Annotated in this window: 20 protein-coding genes and 1 pseudogene; 12 read left to right on the top strand and 9 right to left on the bottom strand. The window is 75.2% G+C overall.

The genetic code is table 11. The features are described 5' to 3' along the window. The first annotated feature begins 38 nt into the window (after positions 1–38). Positions 39–1,025, top strand: coding sequence for a zinc-binding dehydrogenase (locus tag ACVJO7_RS15125; RefSeq protein ID WP_491673405.1), 987 nt, complete (start codon positions 39–41; stop codon positions 1,023–1,025). Here ACVJO7_RS15125 and ACVJO7_RS15120 read toward each other — a convergent pair. From ACVJO7_RS15120 to ACVJO7_RS15105, 4 genes are read right to left on the bottom strand one after another with little or no spacing between them, the layout of a single operon-like run. Continuing rightward, positions 1,012–1,797, bottom strand: a complete 786-nt coding sequence (locus ACVJO7_RS15120) for a carbon-nitrogen hydrolase family protein (RefSeq protein ID WP_491673404.1) — start codon at positions 1,795–1,797, stop codon at positions 1,012–1,014. The genes ACVJO7_RS15125 and ACVJO7_RS15120 overlap by 14 nt on opposite strands. Then, positions 1,797–3,461 carry a flavin monoamine oxidase family protein gene (locus ACVJO7_RS15115; RefSeq protein ID WP_491673403.1) on the bottom strand — a complete coding sequence of 555 codons (1,665 nt, stop codon included), beginning with the start codon at positions 3,459–3,461 and terminating at the stop codon, positions 1,797–1,799. Before ACVJO7_RS15115 ends, ACVJO7_RS15120 begins: the two co-directional genes overlap by 1 nt. A gap of 51 nt (positions 3,462–3,512) precedes the next feature. After that, complete coding sequence (locus ACVJO7_RS15110; protein ID WP_344022933.1) at positions 3,513–4,346, bottom strand: SDR family NAD(P)-dependent oxidoreductase; 834 nt, start codon at positions 4,344–4,346, stop codon at positions 3,513–3,515. 38 nt (positions 4,347–4,384) lie between these two features. Continuing rightward, on the bottom strand, positions 4,385–5,071 hold the full coding sequence (locus tag ACVJO7_RS15105) for a TetR/AcrR family transcriptional regulator (RefSeq protein WP_491673402.1): 687 nt from the start codon (positions 5,069–5,071) through the stop codon (positions 4,385–4,387). Positions 5,072–5,177: 106 nt separating this feature from the next. On the opposite strand from ACVJO7_RS15105, the gene ACVJO7_RS15100 reads away from it, so the two are divergent. From ACVJO7_RS15100 to ACVJO7_RS15085, 4 genes are all read left to right on the top strand, one after another. Next, positions 5,178–5,582: an Rv1352/Rv1906c domain-containing protein gene (locus ACVJO7_RS15100; RefSeq protein WP_491673401.1), complete on the top strand. Its 405-nt coding sequence runs from the start codon at positions 5,178–5,180 to the stop codon at positions 5,580–5,582. A 235-nt stretch (positions 5,583–5,817) separates the two neighbouring features. Continuing rightward, positions 5,818–6,009, top strand: coding sequence for a hypothetical protein (locus ACVJO7_RS15095; protein WP_491673400.1), 192 nt, complete (start codon positions 5,818–5,820; stop codon positions 6,007–6,009). Between the two features lie 71 nt (positions 6,010–6,080). After that, entirely contained in the window at positions 6,081–6,878 is a 798-nt protein-coding gene (locus ACVJO7_RS15090) for a GntR family transcriptional regulator (protein ID WP_491673399.1), read from the top strand. Further along, positions 6,875–7,741, top strand: a complete 867-nt coding sequence (locus ACVJO7_RS15085) for a sulfite exporter TauE/SafE family protein (RefSeq protein WP_491673398.1) — start codon at positions 6,875–6,877, stop codon at positions 7,739–7,741. Before ACVJO7_RS15090 ends, ACVJO7_RS15085 begins: the two co-directional genes overlap by 4 nt. Positions 7,742–7,891: 150 nt before the next feature. Here the strand turns inward: ACVJO7_RS15085 and ACVJO7_RS15080 are convergent. From ACVJO7_RS15080 to ACVJO7_RS15060, 5 genes and pseudogenes are all read right to left on the bottom strand, one after another. Next, a pseudogene (locus ACVJO7_RS15080) lies at positions 7,892–8,473 on the bottom strand (AMP-binding protein); the annotation flags it as partial. A 138-nt stretch (positions 8,474–8,611) separates the two neighbouring features. Continuing rightward, complete coding sequence (locus ACVJO7_RS15075) at positions 8,612–9,052, bottom strand: STAS domain-containing protein (protein WP_491673397.1); 441 nt, start codon at positions 9,050–9,052, stop codon at positions 8,612–8,614. Positions 9,053–9,210: 158 nt separating this feature from the next. Next, entirely contained in the window at positions 9,211–10,641 is a 1,431-nt protein-coding gene (locus ACVJO7_RS15070) for a YlbE family protein (RefSeq protein WP_491673396.1), read from the bottom strand. Then, positions 10,638–12,044 (bottom strand): AllF/FdrA family protein, encoded by a 1,407-nt coding sequence (locus tag ACVJO7_RS15065; protein WP_491673395.1) that lies wholly within the window; start codon positions 12,042–12,044, stop codon positions 10,638–10,640. Before ACVJO7_RS15065 ends, ACVJO7_RS15070 begins: the two co-directional genes overlap by 4 nt. Beyond that, positions 12,041–12,946 (bottom strand): oxamate carbamoyltransferase subunit AllH family protein, encoded by a 906-nt coding sequence (locus tag ACVJO7_RS15060; protein ID WP_491673394.1) that lies wholly within the window; start codon positions 12,944–12,946, stop codon positions 12,041–12,043. Before ACVJO7_RS15060 ends, ACVJO7_RS15065 begins: the two co-directional genes overlap by 4 nt. A gap of 107 nt (positions 12,947–13,053) precedes the next feature. Between ACVJO7_RS15060 and ACVJO7_RS15055 the strand changes: the two genes are divergently transcribed. The 7 genes from ACVJO7_RS15055 (at position 13,054) to ACVJO7_RS15025 (ending at position 21,758) form a co-directional block, all read left to right on the top strand. Further along, the gene (locus ACVJO7_RS15055) at positions 13,054–14,295 is read left to right on the top strand and encodes a PucR family transcriptional regulator (protein WP_491673393.1); all 1,242 of its coding nucleotides are present in this window, start codon (positions 13,054–13,056) and stop codon (positions 14,293–14,295) included. A 220-nt stretch (positions 14,296–14,515) separates the two neighbouring features. Then, positions 14,516–15,931, top strand: coding sequence for a uracil-xanthine permease family protein (locus tag ACVJO7_RS15050; protein WP_344023298.1), 1,416 nt, complete (start codon positions 14,516–14,518; stop codon positions 15,929–15,931). Further along, positions 15,928–16,752, top strand: coding sequence for an FAD binding domain-containing protein (locus ACVJO7_RS15045; protein WP_344022961.1), 825 nt, complete (start codon positions 15,928–15,930; stop codon positions 16,750–16,752). The genes ACVJO7_RS15050 and ACVJO7_RS15045 overlap by 4 nt, the downstream gene beginning before the upstream one ends. Further along, complete coding sequence (locus tag ACVJO7_RS15040; protein ID WP_344022963.1) at positions 16,749–17,246, top strand: (2Fe-2S)-binding protein; 498 nt, start codon at positions 16,749–16,751, stop codon at positions 17,244–17,246. The genes ACVJO7_RS15045 and ACVJO7_RS15040 overlap by 4 nt, the downstream gene beginning before the upstream one ends. Beyond that, entirely contained in the window at positions 17,243–19,630 is a 2,388-nt protein-coding gene (gene cutA, locus ACVJO7_RS15035; protein WP_491673392.1) for an aerobic carbon-monoxide dehydrogenase large subunit, read from the top strand. Before ACVJO7_RS15040 ends, cutA begins: the two co-directional genes overlap by 4 nt. Next, positions 19,627–20,346, top strand: a complete 720-nt coding sequence (locus ACVJO7_RS15030; RefSeq protein ID WP_491673391.1) for an SRPBCC family protein — start codon at positions 19,627–19,629, stop codon at positions 20,344–20,346. The genes cutA and ACVJO7_RS15030 overlap by 4 nt, the downstream gene beginning before the upstream one ends. Further along, positions 20,343–21,758: an amidase gene (locus ACVJO7_RS15025; protein WP_491673390.1), complete on the top strand. Its 1,416-nt coding sequence runs from the start codon at positions 20,343–20,345 to the stop codon at positions 21,756–21,758. The genes ACVJO7_RS15030 and ACVJO7_RS15025 overlap by 4 nt, the downstream gene beginning before the upstream one ends. Positions 21,759–22,035 lie beyond the last annotated feature (277 nt).

The raw sequence follows: 22,035 nt of genomic DNA, 5'->3' as shown, positions 1-22,035 counted from the left end.
AATGCGGCCCCGTGAGCACCTCGGCGAGCACCCCTCCCATGACGGCGGCGACCCTGGCGGCGCCCGGCGTGTCGGTCGTCGGGTCGTTCCCGCGGCCGGTCCCCGGGCCCGGCGAGCTGCTGGTCGAGATGCACTACTCGTCGGTGTGCGGCTCGGACGTGCACTCGGTCTTCGACGGCTTCCACCGGCCGGACATGCTGGGCCGGCCCGGGTACCCCGGCCACGAGGGCACCGGCGTCGTCGTCGGGCCGGAGGACGCGCCGCTGCCGCCCGGCACCCCGGTGCTCACCGTCCCGCCCGGGACGACCGGGCAGTGCTTCGCCGAGTACCAGGCGGTCCCGGCCGGTTACCTGGTCCCGCTCGCGCCCGGCACCGACCTGCGCCGCGCGGTCACCGCGCAGCAGCTCGGCACCACGCTGTTCGCGATGCGCCGGGTCGGCCGCCCGGACGGCGACGTGGCCGTCGTGATCGGGGCGGGCTCGGCGGGCGGCTACTTCGTGCAGCACCTGTGCCGGCTCGGGTACCCGGCCGTCGTCGTGACCGACCGGGACGCCGATCGGCTGGCCGTCGCCGCCCGGCTCGGGGCGACGCACACCGTGCAGGTGCCCGGCGGGAGCCCGGAGGAGCTGGTCGCCGATCTCACCGGCGGGCGCGGCGCGGACGTCGTCGTCGAGGCGGCGGGCTACGACGACTGCCGGGCCGCCGCGATCGGCATGGTGCGCTGGGCGGGCACCGTCTGCTTCTTCGGGTACCCGGAGCGCAACGAGCCGAGCGCGTTCCCGGCGCACCTGGCGTTCCAGCGCAACGTGACGATCGTCTGGCCGAGCGGCGCGCAGTACGAGCCCGGCCTGCGCTCGTTCCACGAGGCGCTCGAGCTCGTCGACGGCGGGCTGGTCGAGGTTGGCCAGTGCCTGGAGCGGGAGCTGCCGCTGGCCGAGACCCCGGCCGCGCTGGAGCTGGCCCGCCGGGCGGGCGACGGCGCGACGAAGATCGGTATCCGGATCGCGCCGGTCAGCGGCCGGTGAGGCGGCGGTAGAGCTCGGGCCGCCGGTCGGCGAGGAACGGGTTCTCCCGGCGCGACGCGGCCAGCGCCGTCCGGTCCAGCCGGGCGTGCAGCAGCTCCTCGCCGCGCCCGGCTCGGGCGACGTCGGCGCCGTCCGGACCGGCCACGCAGGACAGTCCGCCGTAGACCGGACCGGCCTCGGCGCCGGTGAGGTTGGCGTAGCCGACGTAGATCTGGTTCTCGTACGCCCGGGCCGGGACGAGGGTGGTCGGCACCCGGTCGTAGCCGGTCATGTTCGCGGTCGGGACGAGCACCGCGTCCGCCCCGGCGAGCGCGAGATCGCGGACCGCCTCCGGGAACTCGACGTCGTAACAGATCAGCAGGCCCAGCCGCCAGCCGTCCAGCTCGACCACCGCGGGCCGGTCGGCACCCGGACTGAACTGCGCCCGGTCCAGCTCGCCGAACAGGTGCGTCTTGCGGTACCCGGCGAGCCGGGAGCCGTCCGGCCCGACCAGCGCGACGGCGTTGAACACCTGCCCGCCGTCGGACTCGGGATAGCCGTAGAGGACCGCCGTGCGGTGCCGCCGGGCCAGCGCGGCCACCGCGGCGGCCGACGGCCCGTCGGCCGGTTCGGCGAGCGCCCGCACCGCGTCGGCGCCGATCGCGTAGCCGGTCAGGAACATCTCCGGGGTGACGACGAGATCGGCGCCGGCCGCGGCGAACCCGTCGAGCCGGTGCAGGTTGCCCGGCACGTCCCGCGGCCCGGGGACGCACTGGGCGAGCGCGATCCGCATCAGTCGGGCAGGGCCGGCGGGGCGAGCTCGGCGAACCGGTCGCCGGGCCCCGGGTTGTCCGCGGGGCAGCTGCCGCCGAGGTGGTGCATGATCCCCCAGACGGCGTTGAGCGCGGTCTGCACCGCGCCCTCCGCCCAGGCCGGCGTCCACGACACGTCGTCGCCGGCCAGGAAGATCCCGCGCTCGGCCGGCGGCAGGTCGTCCTGCACGAACTGGCAGTACATCCGCCGGTTGTAGCGGTAGTGGCCGGGCAGCGCACCCTTGAACGCGCCGAGGCTGTGCGGGTCGGACTCCCAGGTCACGGTGATCGGGTCGCCGATGACGTGCCCGGCGATGTCGACGCCCGGGTAGATCTCACGCAGCGCGCGCAGCGCCAGCTCGACCCGCTTCTCGACCGGGTACGGCAGCATCTTCAGCGAGTCGCTCATCCAGGTGTAGGACAGGCAGATCACGCCGGGCCGGTCCGGGCCGTTGTCGAACAGGTAGGTGCTGCGGGTGAGCCGGTCGGTCAGCGTCATGCTCATGACGTCCCGGCCGGTCGCCGGATCGACGTCCCGCCAGAACGGCCGGTCGACCATCACGAACGTCTTCGTCGACTGCATGTAGCGGGTCCGGTCGATCGCCATCCACAGCTCCTGGCTGAACAGCGACTCGTCGGTCTCGATCTGGGTGGACAGCAGCCAGCCCTGGCAGGTCGCGAGGACGGCCGGGAAGTCGCGGACACCGCCGTAGACGTCGGTGATCCGGATCGTGCCGTCGTCCACCCGGTGGATCCGGGCGACGCCCGGCCGGGTCCCGCCGCCGTGCAGCGACGACAGGCTGGTCCCGGCGGGCCAGTGCGCGATCCCGTCCGGGGCGCGCCGCCACAGGCCCTGCGGGACCTGCTCGACCCCGCCGACGACGAGCAGCTGGTCCTCGTCGCAGGCGGTCGTCACCACCCGCAGGATCTCCAGCATCGAGTTGGGGAAGTCCGAGTCCCAGCCGCCGGTGCCGAAGCCGACCTGCCCGAACGCCTCCCGGTGCGCGAAGCTCAGCTCGGCGAACGGCTTCGAGGTGGACACGAAGTCGTAGAACGTCCGGTCGTCCCACTGCGGCACCAGGTCGTCCCACAGCCGCTTCAGGGTCGCCGTGTCGCGGTTCCGGATGGCGTCCTGGATCGCCGAGAACCCGACGCGCTCCTCCAGCGCCGCCGCCCAGGCGTCGGCGACCTCGGTGAAGAACGGCGGCAGATCGGCCAGGGTGCGGCCGTAGTAGGTCCGTCCGTGCAGGTCGATCACGGTGCTGCCGGACGCCGGGGTCAGCGGGTTCGGGAACGGCTCGGTGCGCAGCCCGAGCAGGTCCACGTAGTGGTGGAACGCGGTCGACGAGCGCGGGAACCGCATGCCGCCCAGCTCGGCGACGATCCCGTCGGCGCCCTCGAACGGCTGCGACCGCAGCCGCCCACCCAGGTGCGACGCCTCGTATACCACCGGCCGCAGTCCCAGCCGCATCAGCTCGTAGCCGGCGACCAGCCCGGCGATCCCGGCGCCGACGACGGCGACCTCGGTGCCGAGCCGGTCGGCCGGGATCCGGCCGAGCCCGGCGGGATGGGCGATCCAGTCGTCGAACGGGAACGGGAAGTCCGGACCGAAGGCGGTGACCGGAGGCTGCTGGCCGGGGCTCATCGGGCGGCTCCTGGGGGTCGGGCCGGGGACCGCCCGGCGGGGATGAGGGTCTCAGCTCCGCCGGGACCGGACGACCCCGGTGACGATCCGCTGGTAGGTGGTCGGCAGCAGCCGCACCATCGAGTCGATCGCCCAGGCGTCCGGTCCGATGAGGACCCGGCGCCGGTCGCGCAGCACGCCGTCCAGGATGGTCCGGGCGGCCCGGTCCGGCGTGGTCAGGAAGAGTGCCTCGAACTCCTTCGACGCGTCCTGCGGCGACCGCCCGGTGGCGTCGGCGACGCTGGGGTCCATCCGCGCGGCCCGCGCGATGTTGGTCTTGATCCCGCCCGGGTGCACGCAGGTCGCGGACACCCGGGAACCGGTCAGCTCCAGGTCCTGGCGCAGCGACTCGGTGAACCCGCGCACCGCGTACTTGCTGGCGTTGTAGCCGCTCATCAGCGGCTGGGCGGCGAGGCCGAACACGCTGGACAGGTTCACCACGTGCCCGTCGCCGGACTCCTCCAGGTGCGGCAGGAACGCCTTGGTCCCGTACACCACGCCCCAGAAGTTGATGTCCATGATCCACCGGTAGTCGTCGAGCGACAGCCCGGTGACCGTTCCGGACAGGGCGACGCCGGCGTTGTTGACGAGCAGGTCGACCGCGCCGTGCTCGGCGACGACGGTGTCCGCCCAGGCGTACACGGCCTGCTCGTCGGCGACGTCGAGCCCGGTGGTGGTCACCCGGACCTGCGGCCCGGCGAGCGCGGCGGTCTCGGCGAGCCCGGCGGCGTCCCGGTCGGCGAGCGCGAGATGACAGCCCTGGCCGGACAGCCGCAGCGCGAGTGCGCGGCCGATCCCGGAGCCGGCCCCGGTGATCGCCGCGGTGCGGCCGGTGAACGTCTTCATGCCGGGAGCCTCTCCATCGGGGGTGCTGATCGCCGAGCCTAATCTGATGACGGCTGATTCCCCATTTGGGGGTGACCGGCGTCGCTCGGCCGGTGGGCCGCCCCCGCGCCGCCGACCAGGAAGCGGGCGAGCGCGTCGGCCACCCGCGCCCGGGGCGGGGTGAACCCGCGCGCCGTCCAGGTCATGACGACGTGGCTGATCCCGCCGATCAGCGCGTCGGCGGTGAGACCGTCGTCGTCGACGTCCAGCGCGGTCCCGGTGTGCTCGGCGGCCAGCGCCGCGAGCAGCCTGCCGAAGTCCGACTTCGTCCGCAGCGAGGTCCGCTCGACCCGCTCGCTCACCCCGAGCACCTCGAACCAGACGACCCTGGCCAGCCGCGGGTCGTCCTCGACGACGGCCAGGAACGCGTCCAGCCCGGTCCGGGCGAGGCCGAGCGGATCGGCCGGCCGGCGCCCTCCGGCCGGCACCGCCAGCGCCGCGGACACCGCCGCCCGCAGCCGGTCGACACACTGCGCGTGCACCGCGAGCAGCAGGTCCTCGGTGCCGTCGAAGCACTCGTAGAAGTAGCGGTCGGCGACCCGGGCCGCCCGGCAGATCCGGCGCACCGTCGCCGCCCGGTACCCCTCGGTACCGAGCACCTGCAGGCCCGCGTCCAGCAGCCGGCGGCGCCGCTGCTCGGCGCGGTCGGCGGCCGACTCCCCGGCGTAGGTGCGGCCCGTGCTCACCCGGCCATTCCAGCACGGTCCTTGCGATGTCACCCACCTGCCGCGTAACGCACCCGCCCGATCGCTTCGATGGGCAGAGTGACGACGAGAGCGGCGGGGCGGGTGGATGGACGACGGCGGACCGTACGAGCGCTACTACGCGGACCGGCAGGCCGCGGGGGAGCGGACCGTCCTGTGGCCGTGGGTGCTGCTCGCGGTCGTCGTGCCGCTGCTGGTGGTCCGCTCGTTCGTGGTCCCGGGTGAGTCGGCGGAGGCCACCGCCACCCAGGCGTTCGCCGCGCCCGTGGCGGTCACGACTGCCGCGGACGGCGGGTTCCGGGTGGGTGCCGCACTGGAGCCGGGGGTCTACGGCACCCCGGGGCCGGTCCGGGGCGCGGCCTGCGAGTACACCCGGATCGGGGCGGACGGCGTGGAGGTCGCCCGGGCCGTGCTGAGCGGGCCCGGAGCGGTCCGGCTGATCGCGGGCGAGACCGTCACCTTCGCCGGTGGCTGCGCCTGGTCCCGGAGATGACCGTCCGGGCGTTGCGGTGGCGCCCGGGGCATGGTGCAGTGGACGGCGTGTCCGTCACCGGTCCGTCCACCGATCGCACGTTCGTCGTGTGCCTGATCGCGGTGGAGCTGCTGTCGGTCGACGACCGTCGCTGTCGCCGGGGGCCCTGCGCGGGCTGAGTGCCGCCGGTCCGGCGGTCCGGCCCGCTCCGTAGACCCGTCAGCCCCCGCCGCGACGCCCCCGGAGCCGATCCGCCGTGAACCCCGTGCTGTCCCCGCAGGTGGACGCGCCGCCCGCCGGTCCCGTTCCGGCGTCCGGCGCGGGTCCCGTGCCGCCACCGCCCGCCGAGCCGTCCCCGTCCGGCGACGGCGGGGAGCGCCGGCCCGGGCTGCTCGCCCGGATCGCCGGTGCGGCCCGCGCCGCACACACCGCGCACGTCCCCTTCTGACCGGCGCCCGTAACGCAGGTCACGTCCGGTGACGCCGGCCCTCCCGGACAAATGACCGTACATTAACGGGCATGACGGGGAACGGTGGTCCGGCGGCACTGCACCGCACCCCGGACCGCCGGCTCTGGCTCCAGCTGCTCGACGACCTGCGGCGCAGGCTCGACGCCGACGCCTTCACCGACGGCTTCCCCGGCGAGCTGGCGCTGGTCGAGGAGTACGGCGTCAGCCGGCACACCGTCCGGCAGGCGGTGAAGGTGCTGCGCGAGGAGGGTCTCGTCGTCGGGACCCGCGGCCGCCCCTCCCGCACCGCGGAACCGGTCGAGATCGTGCAGCGGCTCGGCGCGCTCTACAGCCTGCACGAGTCGGTCCGCGCGATGGGGATCGAGCAGCGCAGCGTGGTCCGCGCGCTCGACGTCCGCCGCGACGGCGTCGTCGCCACCCGGCTGGGCCTGGAGGAGTCCACCCCGCTGGTGCACCTGGAGCGGCTGCGGCTGGCCGGCGGCGATCCGCTCGCCCTGGACCGGCTCTGGCTGCCGCACGAGCTGGCTGCCCCGCTGCTGGAGGCCGACTTCAGCAGCGGCGCCCTCTACGAGCGCTACGCCGAGCTGTGCGGGGTGGTGCTGACCGGCGGCGAGGAGACCATCCAGCCGATCCTGCCGACGCCTGCCGAGCACCGGCTGCTGGGCGGCAGCCCGTCCACCGCGGCCTACTCGATCCGCCGGCTCGGCACCGCGAAGGGCCGCCGCGTCGAGTGGCGGCACACCCTCGTCCGGGGCGACCGGTTCGTGCTGCGCGCCGACTTCGCCACCCGTGACGGCTACCAGCTCGAGCTGCTGGGCAGCCCCGACCGGGCGGACCCGCGCCGGTGACCGGGATCGTCGCCGGGGTGCTGGGGCTGGTCGTCGGCCTGGTCATCGGCGCGCTCGGCGGCGGCGGCGGGGTGCTGTCGGTCCCGGCGCTGGTCTACGCGCTCGGCCAGGACGCGCACGCGGCCACCACCGGCAGCATCGTCATCGTCGGGATCATCTCCGTGGTCGGCGTGCTGAGCAGGCTGCGGGACCGGACCATCGACTGGCGTACCGGGCTCGCGTTCGGCGCCGTCGGCCTGCCGACGGCCTGGGCCGGCTCGGTGCTCAACCGGGCCGTGCCGCAGCCGGTGCTGCTGCTGTCGTTCGCCGGGCTGACCCTCGCCGTCGCCGCGCTGATGCTGGTCCGCGGCGGCGACGCCCGGGAGGAACCGGCGGCCGCGACCGGTCCGGCGGGCCGGTCGGTGCCGGCCGAGGACGGCCCGGACGGTCCGGCCGGCCCGGACGGCCGCACCGCGGTGCTGGTGCGGCCGCACCGCCGGGCGCTCGCGGTGCGCACCGCGAAGGTGCTGGCCGCCGGATCGCTGATCGGTTTCCTGACCGGGTTCCTCGGCGTCGGCGGCGGGTTCCTGGTGGTCCCCGCGCTGGTCGTGCTGCTCGGCATGGGCATGCCCGCCGCGATCGGCACCTCGCTGCTCGTGCTCACCCTGAACGCGGCGGGCTCGCTGGCCGCCCGGGCCGGCCACCTGCAGCCGGACTGGACGGTGCTCGGCCCGTTCGTCGCGGTCGCCGTGCTCGGCGCGCTGGCCGGGAAGCTGGTCGCCGACCGGCTGTCCGCGGCCGCGCTGAACCGGTCGTTCGCGGTGCTGCTGCTCCTGGTCGGCGGGGGCGTCGGGGTGCAGAGCGTGCTCGCGCTCGTGGCCTGACACCGGCGCCCGGCGTGCACCGCCTGGTCCGGGCTCCCGGCCCGGCTCAGCCGACGACCGCCGGATTGCCGCCCCAGCGCTCACCCGGGCCGGGGTGGCGAGCAGCGTGGGCACGCAGCACAGCGCGCTGATCCGCCGCTCGGCCAGGAAGACGTGCCGGTCCGCACCCACCAGCGAGACCCCGGCCGGCTTCGGTACCAGCGTCGCGCCGGTCAGGAACGTCGTCCAGATCTCCTCGACCGAGAAGTCGAAGGCCAGGGTCAGTCCCTGGTACATCCGGTCGTCGGCGCGCAGGCCGTAGCAGTCGGCGGCGACCCGGACGAAGTTGCAGATCGCCGGGTGCGAGATGACCACACCCTTGGGCCGGCCGGTCGAACCGGAGGTGTAGATCAGGTAGGCGGGGGTGATCGCCGCCGTCGCGGCGGTCCGCGGGATCGAGCCGGTCCGCCGGGCGCTGCGCGATCCGGGCGGCCGCGGAGCCGGGGCCGGAGACCACCAGCACCTCGACGCCCGGGTCGAGCCGCTCGGCCACCGGACCGGTCGCCAGCAGCAGGCCGGCCGCGGAGTCGTCCAGGATGTAGGAGATCCGGTCGGCGGGGAAGGCGGCGTCCAGCCGGTCGACCGCCTCCTCGAACACCTCGGCGAGCTGCTCGCCGGAGCGGGTCCGGGGCGGCTCCAGCGAGTCGCCGGGCACCAGGACGCGCTCCGGCCCGGCGGCCTCCGGGAGGTCACGGCGGACCACCTGGGGTGCGTCGTCCGGCGCCGCTGCGCGCTCGTCGTGGGCCGGGGCCGTTCGGTTGGACACGTCCGTCATACGATCGGGCTACCCGCCCGATGCACGGTGAACGTCCGCGGCCGCGGTGGGAGTCGTCACCGCCCCGGCGGTGAACCGGATGCGGGCCCGTCCCGTAGGTGCGGCCGGCCGGGGCCGTCGGCCAGCGCGCTGTCGAGATCCGGGAACCAGCGGATCACCTGGTCCAGGCCGGTCATCCGGACCGGCCGCAGCACCGCCCGGTTGTCCGGCCCTGTCACCCCGGACAGCAGCACCCCGAGCTCGACGGCGGCCCGGGAGGAGCGGACCACCGCGGTCAGCCCGTGCGACCCGAGGAACCCGACGCCGGACAGGTCGAGCACGGCCCGCGCCGCCCCGGTCCGCCGCAGGAGCTCGACCATGCGCAGCCGGATCGCCTCCGCCTCGGCCTGGTCGATCTCACCGATCACCTCGAGCACGGTGATCCCGGGGCGCGGGGCGTGGTCGCGCAGCCGCACCTTCGACGCCGGCCGCTCGGGGACCGGACCGGGGCTGCTCACCGGGCGCCCCCGGTCGCGGGCACCGGCGCGCGCCGGGCCTGCCGGGCGGTGCGGGCGGGACCGTGCGTCCGGTTCGGTGCGGCGCTGCGGATGATGCGGTCACGGTACCGAGCGCGGACCGGAAGTCCATCCTCCGACCTGCGGAACGCCCCGACGGGTCAGGTCGTGCGGCGGGCGCGGGTCCGGGCGGCGAGCGCGCCCAGCGCGGCCGGGAAGATCCCGGCCGGCGGGGTCACCAGCCCGGCGCCGACCTGGCCGGTCCCGGCGACCCGGCCCGCCATCCCGGTGTTGATCTGCGGCAGGATCCCGGTCCGGCACACCTTCGTCACGTCGATGCCGCTGGGGACGCCGGCGAACTCCAGCACCGGGACCGTCCACCGCGGGTTCGCGCCGAGGGTGATCTCGCGCATCCGGCGGGTGGTGGCCAGCGCGTCCGGCACGGTGCCGCCGACGAACCGGACGATCGCCGGGGCCGTCGCCATCGCGAACCCGCCGATGCCGGCCGTCTCGGTGATCGCGGAGTCGCCGATGTCGGGGTTCGCGTCGGCCGGCCCGTAGTCGCCGAGGAACAGGCCGTCGGCCAGCTGCGCGGGGCCGGTGAACCACTCGTCGCCGGTGCCGGAGACCTGGATACCGAAGTCGGTGCCGTTGCGGGCCATCGCGACGACCATCGTGGAGCCGTCGACGTCGCGGGCCGCGTCCAGCGCGAGCTTGCAGGCCGGCATCGCCAGGTTCAGGAAGAAGTGGTCGTTGCCGCCGACGAAGCGCAGCGCCGCGGCGACGTCGTCGGTGGAGCGCCCGGCATCCGCCGCGCCGGTGACCATCGCCGGGGACAGGTCGCGCAGCAGCATCAGGGTCCCCGCACGGTTGCGGTTGTGCGCCTCGTCGCCCATCTGCAGCATCTGGGTCAGGATCGCGGTGACGTCGACCGGATCGCCCGCGTCGCGGGTGGCGCGCACCGCGACCCGCAGCAGCGGGCCCAGCACGTCGCCGAGCCAGCGCAGCCGCGCCAGCACCTCGGGACCGTAGGCGCCGTAGCGCAGCACCTTGCCGAGGCCCTCGTTGAGCGAGCAGTACGTGCGCCGCCCGGTCGCCGCGTCCTCCAGCACGAACATCCACATGCCGGACGTGACGACGCCGGCCATCGGGCCCACCGTCGCCCGGTGGTGGCACGGCGCCAGCGACACCGAGGTGCCCGCCTCGAACAGCGCCGGGGCGTCCTCCGGGTCGTCGACCAGGCCGTCCAGCACGGCGGCGCCCATCAGCGCGCCGCGCAGCGGCCCGGACGCCCGGTCCCAGGTGATCGGCGGCCCGGCGTGCAGGAACTCGCCGGGCGCCAGCCCGAGGACCTCGGCGGCGGGGGCGACGTCGACCAGGGTCGCGGTCACGCCGAGCATCGCGGCCAGCGCGCGCTCGTTCGCCGCGGCCCGCAGCGGATCGGTGGCGACCGTCGCCAGGTCGTCGGCGGTGCCGTCCATCGGCGGCCGCCAGTCGACCCGGGTGACCGGGACGGCCTGGTCCTCGACGGCGTCGGCGAGCAGATCGGTGCCGGTGCTCACCACGGCGTCCGGGGTGCGGGTGGTGCTCACTGGGCGGCTCCGAGCAGCTCGACGGCGCGGCGGGTGGCGCCGGCCTGGGACAGGTGGACCTCGGCGCCGGCCGCGACCAGCGCGCCGACCTGGCGGTGCAGGTCCTGCGGGTCGGCGGCCGTCCCGACCACGGTGACGACGACCGGTGGCCGGGCGCCCGACAGCACCGGGACGAGGGCCGCGGCCGGATCGGGCTCGGCGCCGTGCCCGAGCACCACGTCGAGCAGCACGACGGCGGTGTCCGGATCGGCCAGCGCCGCCCGCAGGTGCTCCAGCCGCAGCGTCGGGTCGATCATCGGATGGGCGCGGCCCGCGGTGTAGGCGTCGTCGCCGAGATCGAGGAAGGTGTGCCCGGCCCCGGCCCCGGCCCCGGCCGCGACGGTCGCGGCCTCGGTGGCGAGGGTGCCGCCGGCGAACAGGCCGCGCAGGTACCGGCCGCCTGCGGCGGGCCGGGCGGAGCCGTGCACCGGCCAGTCCGGCACCGGCCTGCCGAGCCGGGCGAGCACCGAGCCGGCGGCCGCGGTCAGGTCCGGCCGGCCCGGCCCGAGCAGGGCGAACTCGACCGGGGTGGCCAGGCCGGCGGCCAGCGCGCGGATCTCGTCGGCGACGTCGTCGGCGGGGGGTTTGGAGACCAGCACGATCAGCTCGATGGCCGGATCGGCGTCCAGCCGGCGCAGCGCCTCCCGGGTGGCGAGCCCACGGACCTCGGCGGAGAGGTCCCGCCCGCCGACGCCGAGCGCCGAGGTCACGCCGACGCCGGCGTGGTCGAGCAGGGCGAGCAGCTGCTGGCAGCCGGTGCCGGAGGCGGCGACGATCCCGACCGGGCCGGGCGGGACGGTGTTGGCGAACCCGAGTCCCAGGCCGTGCACCACGGCCGTCCCGCAGTCCGGGCCCATCACCAGCACCGACCGCTCGGCGGCGGCCCGCTTGAGTGCGATCTCCTGCTCGACCGGGACGTTGTCGCTGAAGATCAGCACGTCGCAGCCGGCCTCGATCGCGTCCATCGCCTCGACGGCCGCGTGCGGGCCGGGCACCGAGACCAGCGCGATCGGCGCGGCCGCCCGGTCCAGCGCGGAGCCGGTGGTCCGCGGCGCGGCGGTGCCGGTGCCGTCACCGCTGCCCGCGGCGGGCCGGTTCGCCTCGGCGAGCGCGGTGTCCACCCCGGCCAGCGCCGCCGGGAGCTCCGCGTCGCCGGTCACCCGCAGCGCCACGACCAGGTCGTTCGGGCCGGTCCCGGCGGGGACCTCGAACCCCATCCCGGTGAGCACGTCGACGTTCAGCGGCGTCGCCATCGCGACCTGGGCCGCGGTCACCCCGTCCAGCCCGGCCACCGTGCGGCTCACCCGGAGCAGGGTCACCGAGTCGGCGTAGGCGCCGGGTCGTACCTCGACGTGCGTGCTCATGCGGCGGTCCCTCCAGGGTGCTCGTCGGCCGGGGGGCGGTGGTCGTGCTGCGCTGGGTCGAGCCGCGCTGGGTCGAGCCGCGCTGGGTCGTGCCGCGCGTGATCGTGCTGGGCGGGGTCGTGCCGCCGGCCGGCCCGGCGGGCCGGGTGCAGCTCCCGCAGGGCGAGCCGGGCGCCGTGCAGCATCCCGGCACCCGAGGTGTGCCCGACGGCGGTGAGCGCCGCGGTCGCGTGCTGCTCGGCGGGCGAGCCGAGCGCGGCGACGAACCGGGCGAACCGGTCCACCACCTCGCCGTCGAGCGCGCAGCGCAGCAGCGTCGCGGACAGCAGCGTGGTGCGGTGCAGGTGGGCCCGGACGGCGGCGTCGACGGCCGGGGTGGCCGCACCGGCGGCGCGGTGCAGGGCCAGCCAGCCGCACAGCACGTCGTCGCCGAGCGGGGTGAGGCCGTCGCCGCTGCCGACCAGGCCGGGCACGGTCGCCGGGCACACCCGGCCGGGCAGCACCGCGATCGCGGACGTGGTTGTCGTCGCGGGCCGGTGCCCGGTCGCCGCGCCCGGCTCCGCCGGGCGGCCGGTCCCGCCCGCCCGTGACGTGCCGGGCCGGGCGAGGGCGCCGGCCGGCAGCGGCGGGACCCGGGTGTCGGCGAACCGCCGGATCCGCAGCGGCTCGCCGTCCAGGTGCAGCACACCGTCGCGCAGCTCTGCTCTGCTCACCTCGAGCCGCTCGAGCCGGGTGTGCAGCGCACACGGCACGGTGACCGCGTCCCGCGCGGTCACCCCGACGCACTCCCCGCCGACGGCGAGATACACCGCGGCGGGCCCGCGGTGCACGATCCGCAGCGGGCCGTCGGCGGCCGACCGGAGCCGGTCCCGGACCCGGACGGGCGCGCTGACGGCGATCACGGAGCCGACGCTAGCCTGGGCAATCCCGCGATCCGATGTTAATTTGTGCCACCTTCGGCTCCGAGGGAAGGCAACTCTTGCTCAAACGAGATGGTCCGGATCCGGAGTTGCCGGCGCGGGCCGCGCTCGCCCGGGTCGACGCCCTGCACACCGGGCTCACCCAGATCGCCCTGGAGGGCGGCGATCTCGACGGCATCGCGGCGGAGGTCGGGCGGGTGCTCGGCGTCGGGGTCGCCTTCACCTCGACCGACGGCCGGGAGCGCGCCTCCGCGCTGTCCGGCGAGCTGCGCGAGCTGCTCGCCGAGCACGAGCTGGTCGACCCGACCGGGCGGCTGCGGGTCGAGCGGATGGGCGCCGACGGGATCGCGATCGGCGGCGGCGAGGCCCGCACGCTGCGGGTCGCGGCCGGGGGCACCAATCTGGCGCGCCTGGTCTGCCTGCGCCGGGGTGCCCGGCTCACCGCGGACGACGTGCGGGCGCTGGAGCGGGCCGCCGCGGTCGCCGCGCTGCTGATCGTCCGGGAGGAGGCGGTGACCGCGGTCGAGACGAAGTACCAGGGCGACTTCCTGCGCGACCTGCTGCTGCGCCGCACCGCCGATCCGGCCTACGTCGCCGAGCACGCCGACACCTTCGGCTGGGACCTGCGCCGGCCGATGGTGGTGGTCTCGGCCGAGCTGGACCCGACCGACGAGCCGGTGTCCGGCGAGCAGCGCCGGGCCTGGCAGAAGCGCTTCTCGGCCGCCTGGCGGCAGGTGTGCGCCGGGGTCGGCGACGGGATCCCGACCGTCGACTTCTCCTCCGAGGTGGTGGCCCTGCTGCCGGTCGCCGCGGACCGCGAGGCCGGTCCGGCGGGCCGGGACATCGTCCGGCGGGTGGTCACCGCGGTGGCCGGGGACAAGGGTGGCGGGCGCAGGCAGTTCTCGGCCGGGGTCAGCCGGCCGGCGGCCGACGTCGACGCGCTGCCCGCGGCCTACGGGCAGGCCCGCCGCGCGGTCGAGGTGGGTCGCCGGATCGGTGGCGGCGGCGGGACGACGTTCTTCGACCAGCTCGGCCTGCACCGGCTGATCGCGCTGATCCCGGACCCGGCCGAGCTGCGCTCGTTCGTGCGGGACGCGCTGGGCCCGCTGGCCGAGCCGACCGCCGAGGCGGCCGAGCTGCGGGAGACGCTGCAGATCCTGCTGGACACCAACTTCAACGTCGCCGAGGCCGCCCGGCTGCAGTTCTTCCACTACAACACGATGCGCTACCGGGTCTCGAAGCTGGAGCGGCTGCTCGGGCCGCTGTCCACCGACCCGAACCTGCGCCTCGACGTGGCGGTGGCGCTGCAGGCCCGCAAGATCGAGTACTGACGGTGGAAGGCGGGATCGACTACCGGGGCCCGCGGCTGCGACATCCCGGACATCCGCCGGAAACCTGCACGGGAACGCACGGGGCGAGAGTGTTCGCGTCATCAATTCGTGCCAGCGGATCCGGCGGACGATCGGCAAGGATCGCCGTCGAGGTGCGACCTGGGTCTCATTAGCTTGAGTCAGGTTCGCGAGGCACCGGACCGGAGGGACCAGCATGTCGATGTTCAAGTGGGAGGTGGTCGATCCCGCACCCGGCGAGCCGGTCGGAGCCCGCCAGCGCCTCCGCTGGGGGAAGACCGCCGGGCTGGGGATCCAGCACGTCGTCGCCATGTTCGGCGCCACCTTCGTCTTCCCGGTGGTGATGGGGCTCGACCCGAACCTCGCCATCCTGTTCTCCGGGCTCTGCACGATCCTGTTCCTGGTCGTCTGCAAGAACCGGGTCCCCAGCTACCTGGGCACCAGCGCCGCGTTCGTCGGTGGCGTCGCCGCGATCCGGGCGATGGGCGGCGACTCCGCCGACGTCACCGGCGCGATCATGGTGGCCGGCCTGGTGCTGCTCGCCGTCGGCGTGTTCGTGCACTTCGCCGGGCCGCGGATGGTGCACGCGGTGCTCCCGCCTGCGGTGACCGGCGCCGTCGTCATGCTGATCGGGTTCAACCTCGCGCCGGTCGTGGCGTCGGTCTACTGGCCGGTGGACCAGTGGACGGCGCTGCTCACCGCGACGTTCCTGGTGTTCGCCGCGGTGCTGTTCCCCGGCTTCTGGGGCCGGATCGCGGTGTTCCTCGCGCTGGTGTTCGGCTTCCTGCTGTCCTACCTGTTCGACGTCCTGCTGGGCCCGATCACCTCCTGCGGCGGCGACGGCTGCACCCCCGAGCCGCACCTGCGGGTCGGGTTCGACGGGCTCGCCGAGGCGGCCTGGTTCGGGCTGCCCAGCGGCACCCTCGACGACGGCGTCCCGGCCGTGCACGGCCCCAGCGTCTCGCTGGTGTTCGTGCTGCTGGTGCTGCCCGGCGTGATCGCGCTGGTCGCCGAGAACCTCGGGCACGTCAAGGCGGTCGCCGAGATGACCGGCGACGATCTCGATCCCTACATGGGCCGCGCGCTCGGCGCCGACGGTGCCGCGACCGCGCTGGCCAGCATGTTCGGCGGGTCCCCGACGACCACCTACGCCGAGAACATCGGCGTGATGAGCGCGACCCGGGTGTACTCCACCGCGGCGTACTACGTCGCGGCGGGCGTCGCGATCGTGCTCGGCCTGTGCCCGAAGTTCGGGGTGCTGGTCGCGGCCATCCCGGGCGGCGTGCTGGGCGGGATCACGCTCGTGCTGTACGGGATGATCTCGCTGGTCGGGGCCAAGATCTGGGTGGAGAACGGCGTCGACTTCGCCGAGCCGCGCAACCTGGTCGGGCTGGCCGCGGGCATGGTCGCCGGGATCGGCGGTGTCGCGCTCGACCTGGGCGGCGGCTTCGAGATCGGCGGAATCGCGCTCGGCACGATCCTGGTGATCGTCTACTTCCACGTCGTCGCGCTGCGCGACCGGCGGGTCGGCGCCGGGACCCCCGCCGAGGGTGTTCCGGCCGGCCGGATGGAGACCGAGGTCCCCGAGCAGGACGGGGAGGCCGGGAGGAAGCCGTGAAACCCCCGCCCTTCGACTACGTCCGTCCCGATCGGCTGGCCGACGCCGTCGCCGCGCTGGCGGCACCGGAGAGCAAGGTGCTGGCCGGCGGCCAGAGCCTCGTCCCGCTGCTGTCGATGCGGCTCGCGTCGCCGTCGCTGGTCGTCGACATCAACGGTCTGCCCGGGCTGGACGCGATCACCGTGACGGCCGGCGGGGTGCAGGTGGGTGCGCTGGCCCGGCACACCGCGGTGCTGGAGTCGCCGGAGGTGGCGCGGGTCCAGCCGCTGGTCCCGATGGCGCTGGAGCACGTCGCGCACGCCACCATCCGCAACCGCGGGACGACGGTCGGCTCGCTGGTGCACGCCGACGCCGCCGCCGAGATGCCGGTGGTGCTGAGCCTGCTCGGCGGGTCGGTCGAGGTCGCCGGGCCCGCCGGGCGGCGCACCATCGCGGCGCCGGAGCTGTTCGTCGGCCCGCTGGAGTCGTCGGTCGCGCCGGACGAGATCGCCCTCTCGGCGTTCTTCCCGGCGCTGCCCCCCGGCGCGGGCGTCGCCTTCGACGAGATTGCCCGCCGGCACGGCGACTACGCGCTGGCCGGGGCCGCCGCGCTGGTCGAGGGTGAGCGGATCCGGGTCGGGTACCTGTCGGTGAGCGACGTGCCCACCGTCGTCGACCTCACCGGGGTGCCGCCGGCCGATCGCGGCGACGCCGCCCTGGAACGGCTCGACCCGGTCGGTGACATCCACGCCACGGCGGCCTACCGGCGGACCCTGGTCCGGGTGCTGACCGACCGGGTCGTGGCCGCCGCCATCGCGAACGCCCAGGGAGGGACGCCATGAACGAGATCCGGCGCGAGACCCGGCACGAGATCCGGTTGCGGGTGAACGGGGTGACGCACGAGCTGCGCGTCCCCGCCCGGCGCCTGCTGTCCGACGCGCTGCGCCACGACCTGGGGCTGACCGGCACGCACGTCGGCTGCGAGCACGGCGTCTGCGGTGCCTGCACGATCCTGCTCGACGGCGAGCCGGTCCGGGCCTGCCTGATGCTGGCGGTCACCGCCACCGCGCACGAGATCACCACCGTCGAGGGCCTGGCCGGGCCGGACGGCGAGCCGAACGCGGTGCAGCGCGCGTTCGCCGAGTGCCACGGCCTGCAGTGCGGCTTCTGCACCCCCGGCTTCCTGACGACGGTCACCGCCGGGCTGCGCCGCGATCCGCGCCCGACCCACGAGGGCGCCCGGGACATGATCGCCGGGAACCTCTGCCGGTGCACCGGCTACCAGAACATCGTGCGCGCGGTGGAGCGCGCCGCCGAGCTGGAGTCGAGCCGGTGACCACGAGGCTGATGGGGCAGCCGGTCGCGCGGGTCGAGGACCGCCGGTTCCTGCTCGGCGAGGGCCGCTACGTCGACGACGTGCTGACCGGCCCGGACGGCCCCGGCACGCTGCACGCAGCCGTGCTGCGCTCCCCGCACGCGCACGCCCGGATCCTCGACATCGACGTGTCCGGCGTGCTCGACGTGGACGGGGTGCACGCCGTCTACACCTACGACGACCTGACCGGCCCGATGGCCGAGCCGCTGCCGGTGCTCATCCCGCATCCCGCGCTCACCCACGGCCGCACCCAGTACGCGCTGGCCCGCGACGAGGTGAACCACGTCGGCGAGGCGATCGCGTTCGTCGTCGCCGAGGACCGCTACCTCGCCGAGGACGCGGTGGACCGGATCGTCGTCGACTACGAGGTGCTGCCCGCCGTCGTCGGGCTCGACGCCGCCCGCGCCGCGGACCGGCTGGTGCACGACGACGTCCCGGGCAACGTCGGCGCCCGCCTGGAGCAGACCGTCGGCGACGCCCCGGCCGCGATCGCCGCCGCGCCGCACCGGCTCGCGCTGGACCTGGAGATCGAGCGCAGCGCCTGCATGCCGATGGAGGGCCGGGGCACCGTCGCCCGCTGGGACCGCGACGCCGACCGGCTGGTCCTGTGGTCGTCCACCCAGACCTCGACCGGCGTGCGCGCCGCCGTCGCGGCGAAGCTCGGCCTGGACATCGGCCGGGTCGACGTGATCACCCCGGACGTCGGCGGCGGGTTCGGCGTCAAGATCGTGCACCCGTGGCCGGAGGAGCTGCTGGTGCCGATGGCCGCCCGCGCGCTGGACCGGCCGGTGAAGTTCACCGAGGACCGCCGCGAGCACTTCGTCTCCTCGGCACACGAGCGCGGCCAGACCCAGCACGTCGAGGTCGGGTTCGACGACGACGGCCGGCTGCTCGGCCTGGACGTCGAGTTCTGGCACGACCACGGCGCCTACACGCCGTACGGGCTGATCGTCCCGATCATCACCTCCACCCAGCTGCTCGGCCCGTACAAGCCGGGCGCCTACCGGGTCGCCTTCGAGTCGATGTACACGAACACCGTGATCGTCACCCCGTACCGCGGCGCCGGCCGGCCGCAGGGCTGCTTCGCGATGGAACGCACCATGGACGCGATCGCCGCGTACCTGGGCCGCGACCGCGCCGAGGTGCGGGCGGTCAACTTCATCCGGCCCGACGAGTTCCCCTACGACCACGGCCTCGTCTTCCAGGACGGCCGGGCGCTGGAGTACGACTCCGGCGACTACCCCGCCTCGCTGGACAAGCTGCGCAAGCTGATCGACTGGGACGGCTTCGCCGGGTTCCGGCGGGCCTGCGCCGAGCAGGGCCGCACCGTCGGCATCGGGCTGGCCTGCTACGTCGAGGGCACCGGCGTCGGGCCGTACGAGGGCGCGCACGTGCACGTCGAGACCAACGGCAAGGTGAAGGTCGCGACCGGCCTGACCACCCAGGGGCAGAGCCACGCCACCGCGTTCGCGCAGATCGTCGCCGACGAGCTCGGGGTGCGCTTCGACGACGTCGAGGTGGTCACCGGCGACACCCGGCGGATGCCGTACGCGGTCGGCACGTTCGCCTCCCGGGCCGCGGTGATGTCCGGCTCGGCGATCCACAAGGCCGCCCGGCGGACCCGGGAGAAGGCGCTGCGGCTGGCCGCCGACGCGCTGGAGGCGTCGGTCGAGGACCTGGAGATCGTCGACGGGATCGTCGGCGTCCGCGGCACCGACCGGTCGATCCCGCTCGGGACGCTGTCGGTGCTGTCCAATCCACTGCGCTACGCCTTCGACGAGGCGTCGCAGGCCGCCACCCAGTTCTCCGTCGGGGACTCCGAGCTGCCGCCGGTCGCCGAGGGCGAGCAGCCCGGGCTGGAGGGCACCGACTTCTACAGCCCGGTGCACGCGACGTTCGCCTCCGGGATGCACGCCGCGATCGTCGAGACCGACCCGGCCACCGCGGAGATCCGGATCCTGCGCTACGCCGTGGTGCACGACTGCGGGAACCTGATCAATCCGATGGTGGTGGAGGGCCAGATCCACGGCGGCGTCGCCCAGGGCATCGGCGGCGCGCTGTACGAGCGGATGGCCTACGACGACTCGGGGCAGCTGCTCAACGCGTCCTTCATGGACTTCCTGATGCCCTACGTCAGCGAGATCCCGGACGCGATCGACATCGACCACCTGGAGACGCCCTCCCCGCTGAACCCGCTCGGGATCAAGGGGGCGGGCGAGGCCGGGGTGATCCCGGTGTCCGCGGTGATCGCCGCCGCGATCTCCGACGCCGAGGGCTTCCCGATCACCGCGATGCCGATCTCGCCGTCCGACCTGCACACCCTGCGTGAGGAGCACCGAGCGTGAAGATCAGCGGAACCGACGTCGTCCCGCACCCGGTCGAGCACGTCTGGGCGGCGCTGCTCGACCCGCGGGTGCTGGTCACCACGATCCCCGGCTGCGAGAAGCTGGAGTCCACCGGCGAGAACGCCTACGCGATGACGGTCACCGCCGGCGTCGCCGCGATCAAGGGCACCTACGCGGGCAGCTGCGCGCTGTCCGATCTCAAGGAGCACGAGTCGCTGGTGATGACGCTGCGCGGGTCCGGCGGGCCGGGCACCGTCGACGCCGTCGTCGACGTCGGGTTCGACGACCTCGGCGACGGCGGCACCCGGATCTCCTACGCCGCCGACGCCACCGTCGGCGGGATGGTCGGCGGGGTCGGGCAGCGGATGCTCGCGAGCGTGTCGAAGCGGATGGCCGCGGAGTTCTTCGGCAACGTCGGCAGGGCCATCGCCGCGCCGCCAGGCGCGGCCCCCGGCGCTGTGCTGCCCGGCGCGGTGCCGCCGACCGGCGGTGCGTGGTCCGCCGATCCGGCGGGCACGGCGCGCGTGGGCGATCCCGGGTCCACCGCACCGGCGGGGGTGTTCGCCGCGCCGCGCGCGAGCGGACCGGGGCCCGGATCAGCGCCCGAACCGGGGCCCGGCTCCGGGGCCGGCGACTTCACCCGGGGCGTCGGCGTCGGCGCCGCGGTGGCGCTGCTCGGCGTCCTGGTCGGCGCCGCGATCGGGCGGCGCCGGTGACCGGGCCGACGGTCGACTCCACCGCCCGCGAGCAGCTCGCCGCGCTGCGCGCCAAGGAGATCTCCGCGCGCGAGCTGACCGCCCTGCACCTGGACCGGATCGCCGAGCGGAACCCGGAGCTCACCGCGATCGTGTCGCTCGATCCCGAGCGCGCACTGGCCGGCGCCGCGGCCGCCGACGAGCGGTTCGCCTCCGGCGCCGAGGTCGGCCCGCTGCACGGGCTGCCGTTCGCGTTCAAGGACACGCACGCCGCCGCCGGCTGGCGCACCACCTACGGCTCGCCGCTCTACGCCGAGCACGTCCCGGACACCGACGACCTGATCGTCGAGCGGATCCGGCGGGCCGGGGCGGTGCCGATCGGCAAGACCAACGTGCCGGAGTTCGCGGCCGGCTCGCACACGTTCAATCCGGTCTTCGGCACCACCCGCAACCCGCACGACCCGTCCCGCTCCGCGGGCGGCTCCTCCGGCGGTGCCGCCTGCGCGCTGGCGGCCGGGATGGTGCCGCTCGCCGAGGGCTCGGACATGGGCGGCTCGCTGCGCAACCCGGCGTCGTTCTGCGGGGTGGTCGGCCTGCGCCCGTCCTGGGGGCGGGTGCCGGAGTGGCCGTCGCAGAACATGTGGGAGACGACGTCGACCGGCGGCCCGATGGCGCGCACCGTCGGCGACCTCGCGCTGCTGCTGTCGGTGCTGGCCGGGCCCGATCCGCGGGCGCCGCACGCGCTCGGCGACCCGGGCGAACTGTTCGCGGCGCCGCCCGAGCCGGTCGCGCCCGGCGGGCTGCGGGTCGCCCTCTCGACCGACCTGGGCGGCGCCTTCGCCGTCGATCCCGCGGTGGCGGGCGTCGTCGAGGCCGCCGGGACGGCGCTGGCCGGGGCGGGCGCCTCGGTCACCGGCGCCGCTCCCGACCTGTCCGGTGCCGACGAGTGCTTCCGGACGCTGCGCGCCTGGCACTTCCAGGCCCGGTTCGGCGAGCTGCTCGCGGCACACCCGGACGACCTCAAACCGTCCCTCGCCGCGAACATCCGGGCCGGCGAGTCGCTGACCGGCGCCGACGTCGCGCTCGCCTACCGGCGGCGGACCGCGCTCGCGCACCGGATGCGCGAGTTCTTCACCGACCACGACGTGCTGGTCCTGCCGGTGTCGCAGGTCCCGCCGTTCCCGGCCGACCAGGAGTTCCCGACCGAGATCGACGGCCGCCCGATGGAGTCCTACCTGGACTGGATGCGCTCGGCCTACCTGATCACGGTGACCGGCTGCCCGGCGATTTCGGTGCCGTTCGGCACCACCGCCGACGGACTCCCGGTCGGCATCCAGATCGTCACCCGGCACGGCGCCGACCGGTACCTGCTGGAGGTCGCGGCCGCCGTCGAGGCGCTCGTCGGCCCGACCGCGCCACCCGGGCCACGCTGAGGCAGCGGGCCGGAGAGCCTGCCGAGCGAGCTCCGCCTCCGCGCCCGGCCGACCGGGGCGGGCCGACGACGCCCGTCGCCGCGAGAACGCCGACGAGCTCGCCGCACTGACTCAGGAGCTGGATCTCGGTCCGGAAGCGAGAGCGTCCCGCCCCGGGTAACCCGAAGATCCACGTCTGTGGAGTGCACAGGCGCCTGGCGCACACCTCCACTCCCACGACACGGATCTTCGTCGGCGTCCTCGCGCCCGTCACCCGTCGGGGTAGAGGTTGGGCCGG

It is taken from the genome of Pseudonocardia sp. DxW (assembly GCF_058448985.1).
The sequence above is the reverse complement of the archived record's forward strand: the minus strand, read 5'-3'. Positions and strand labels throughout refer to the sequence as shown.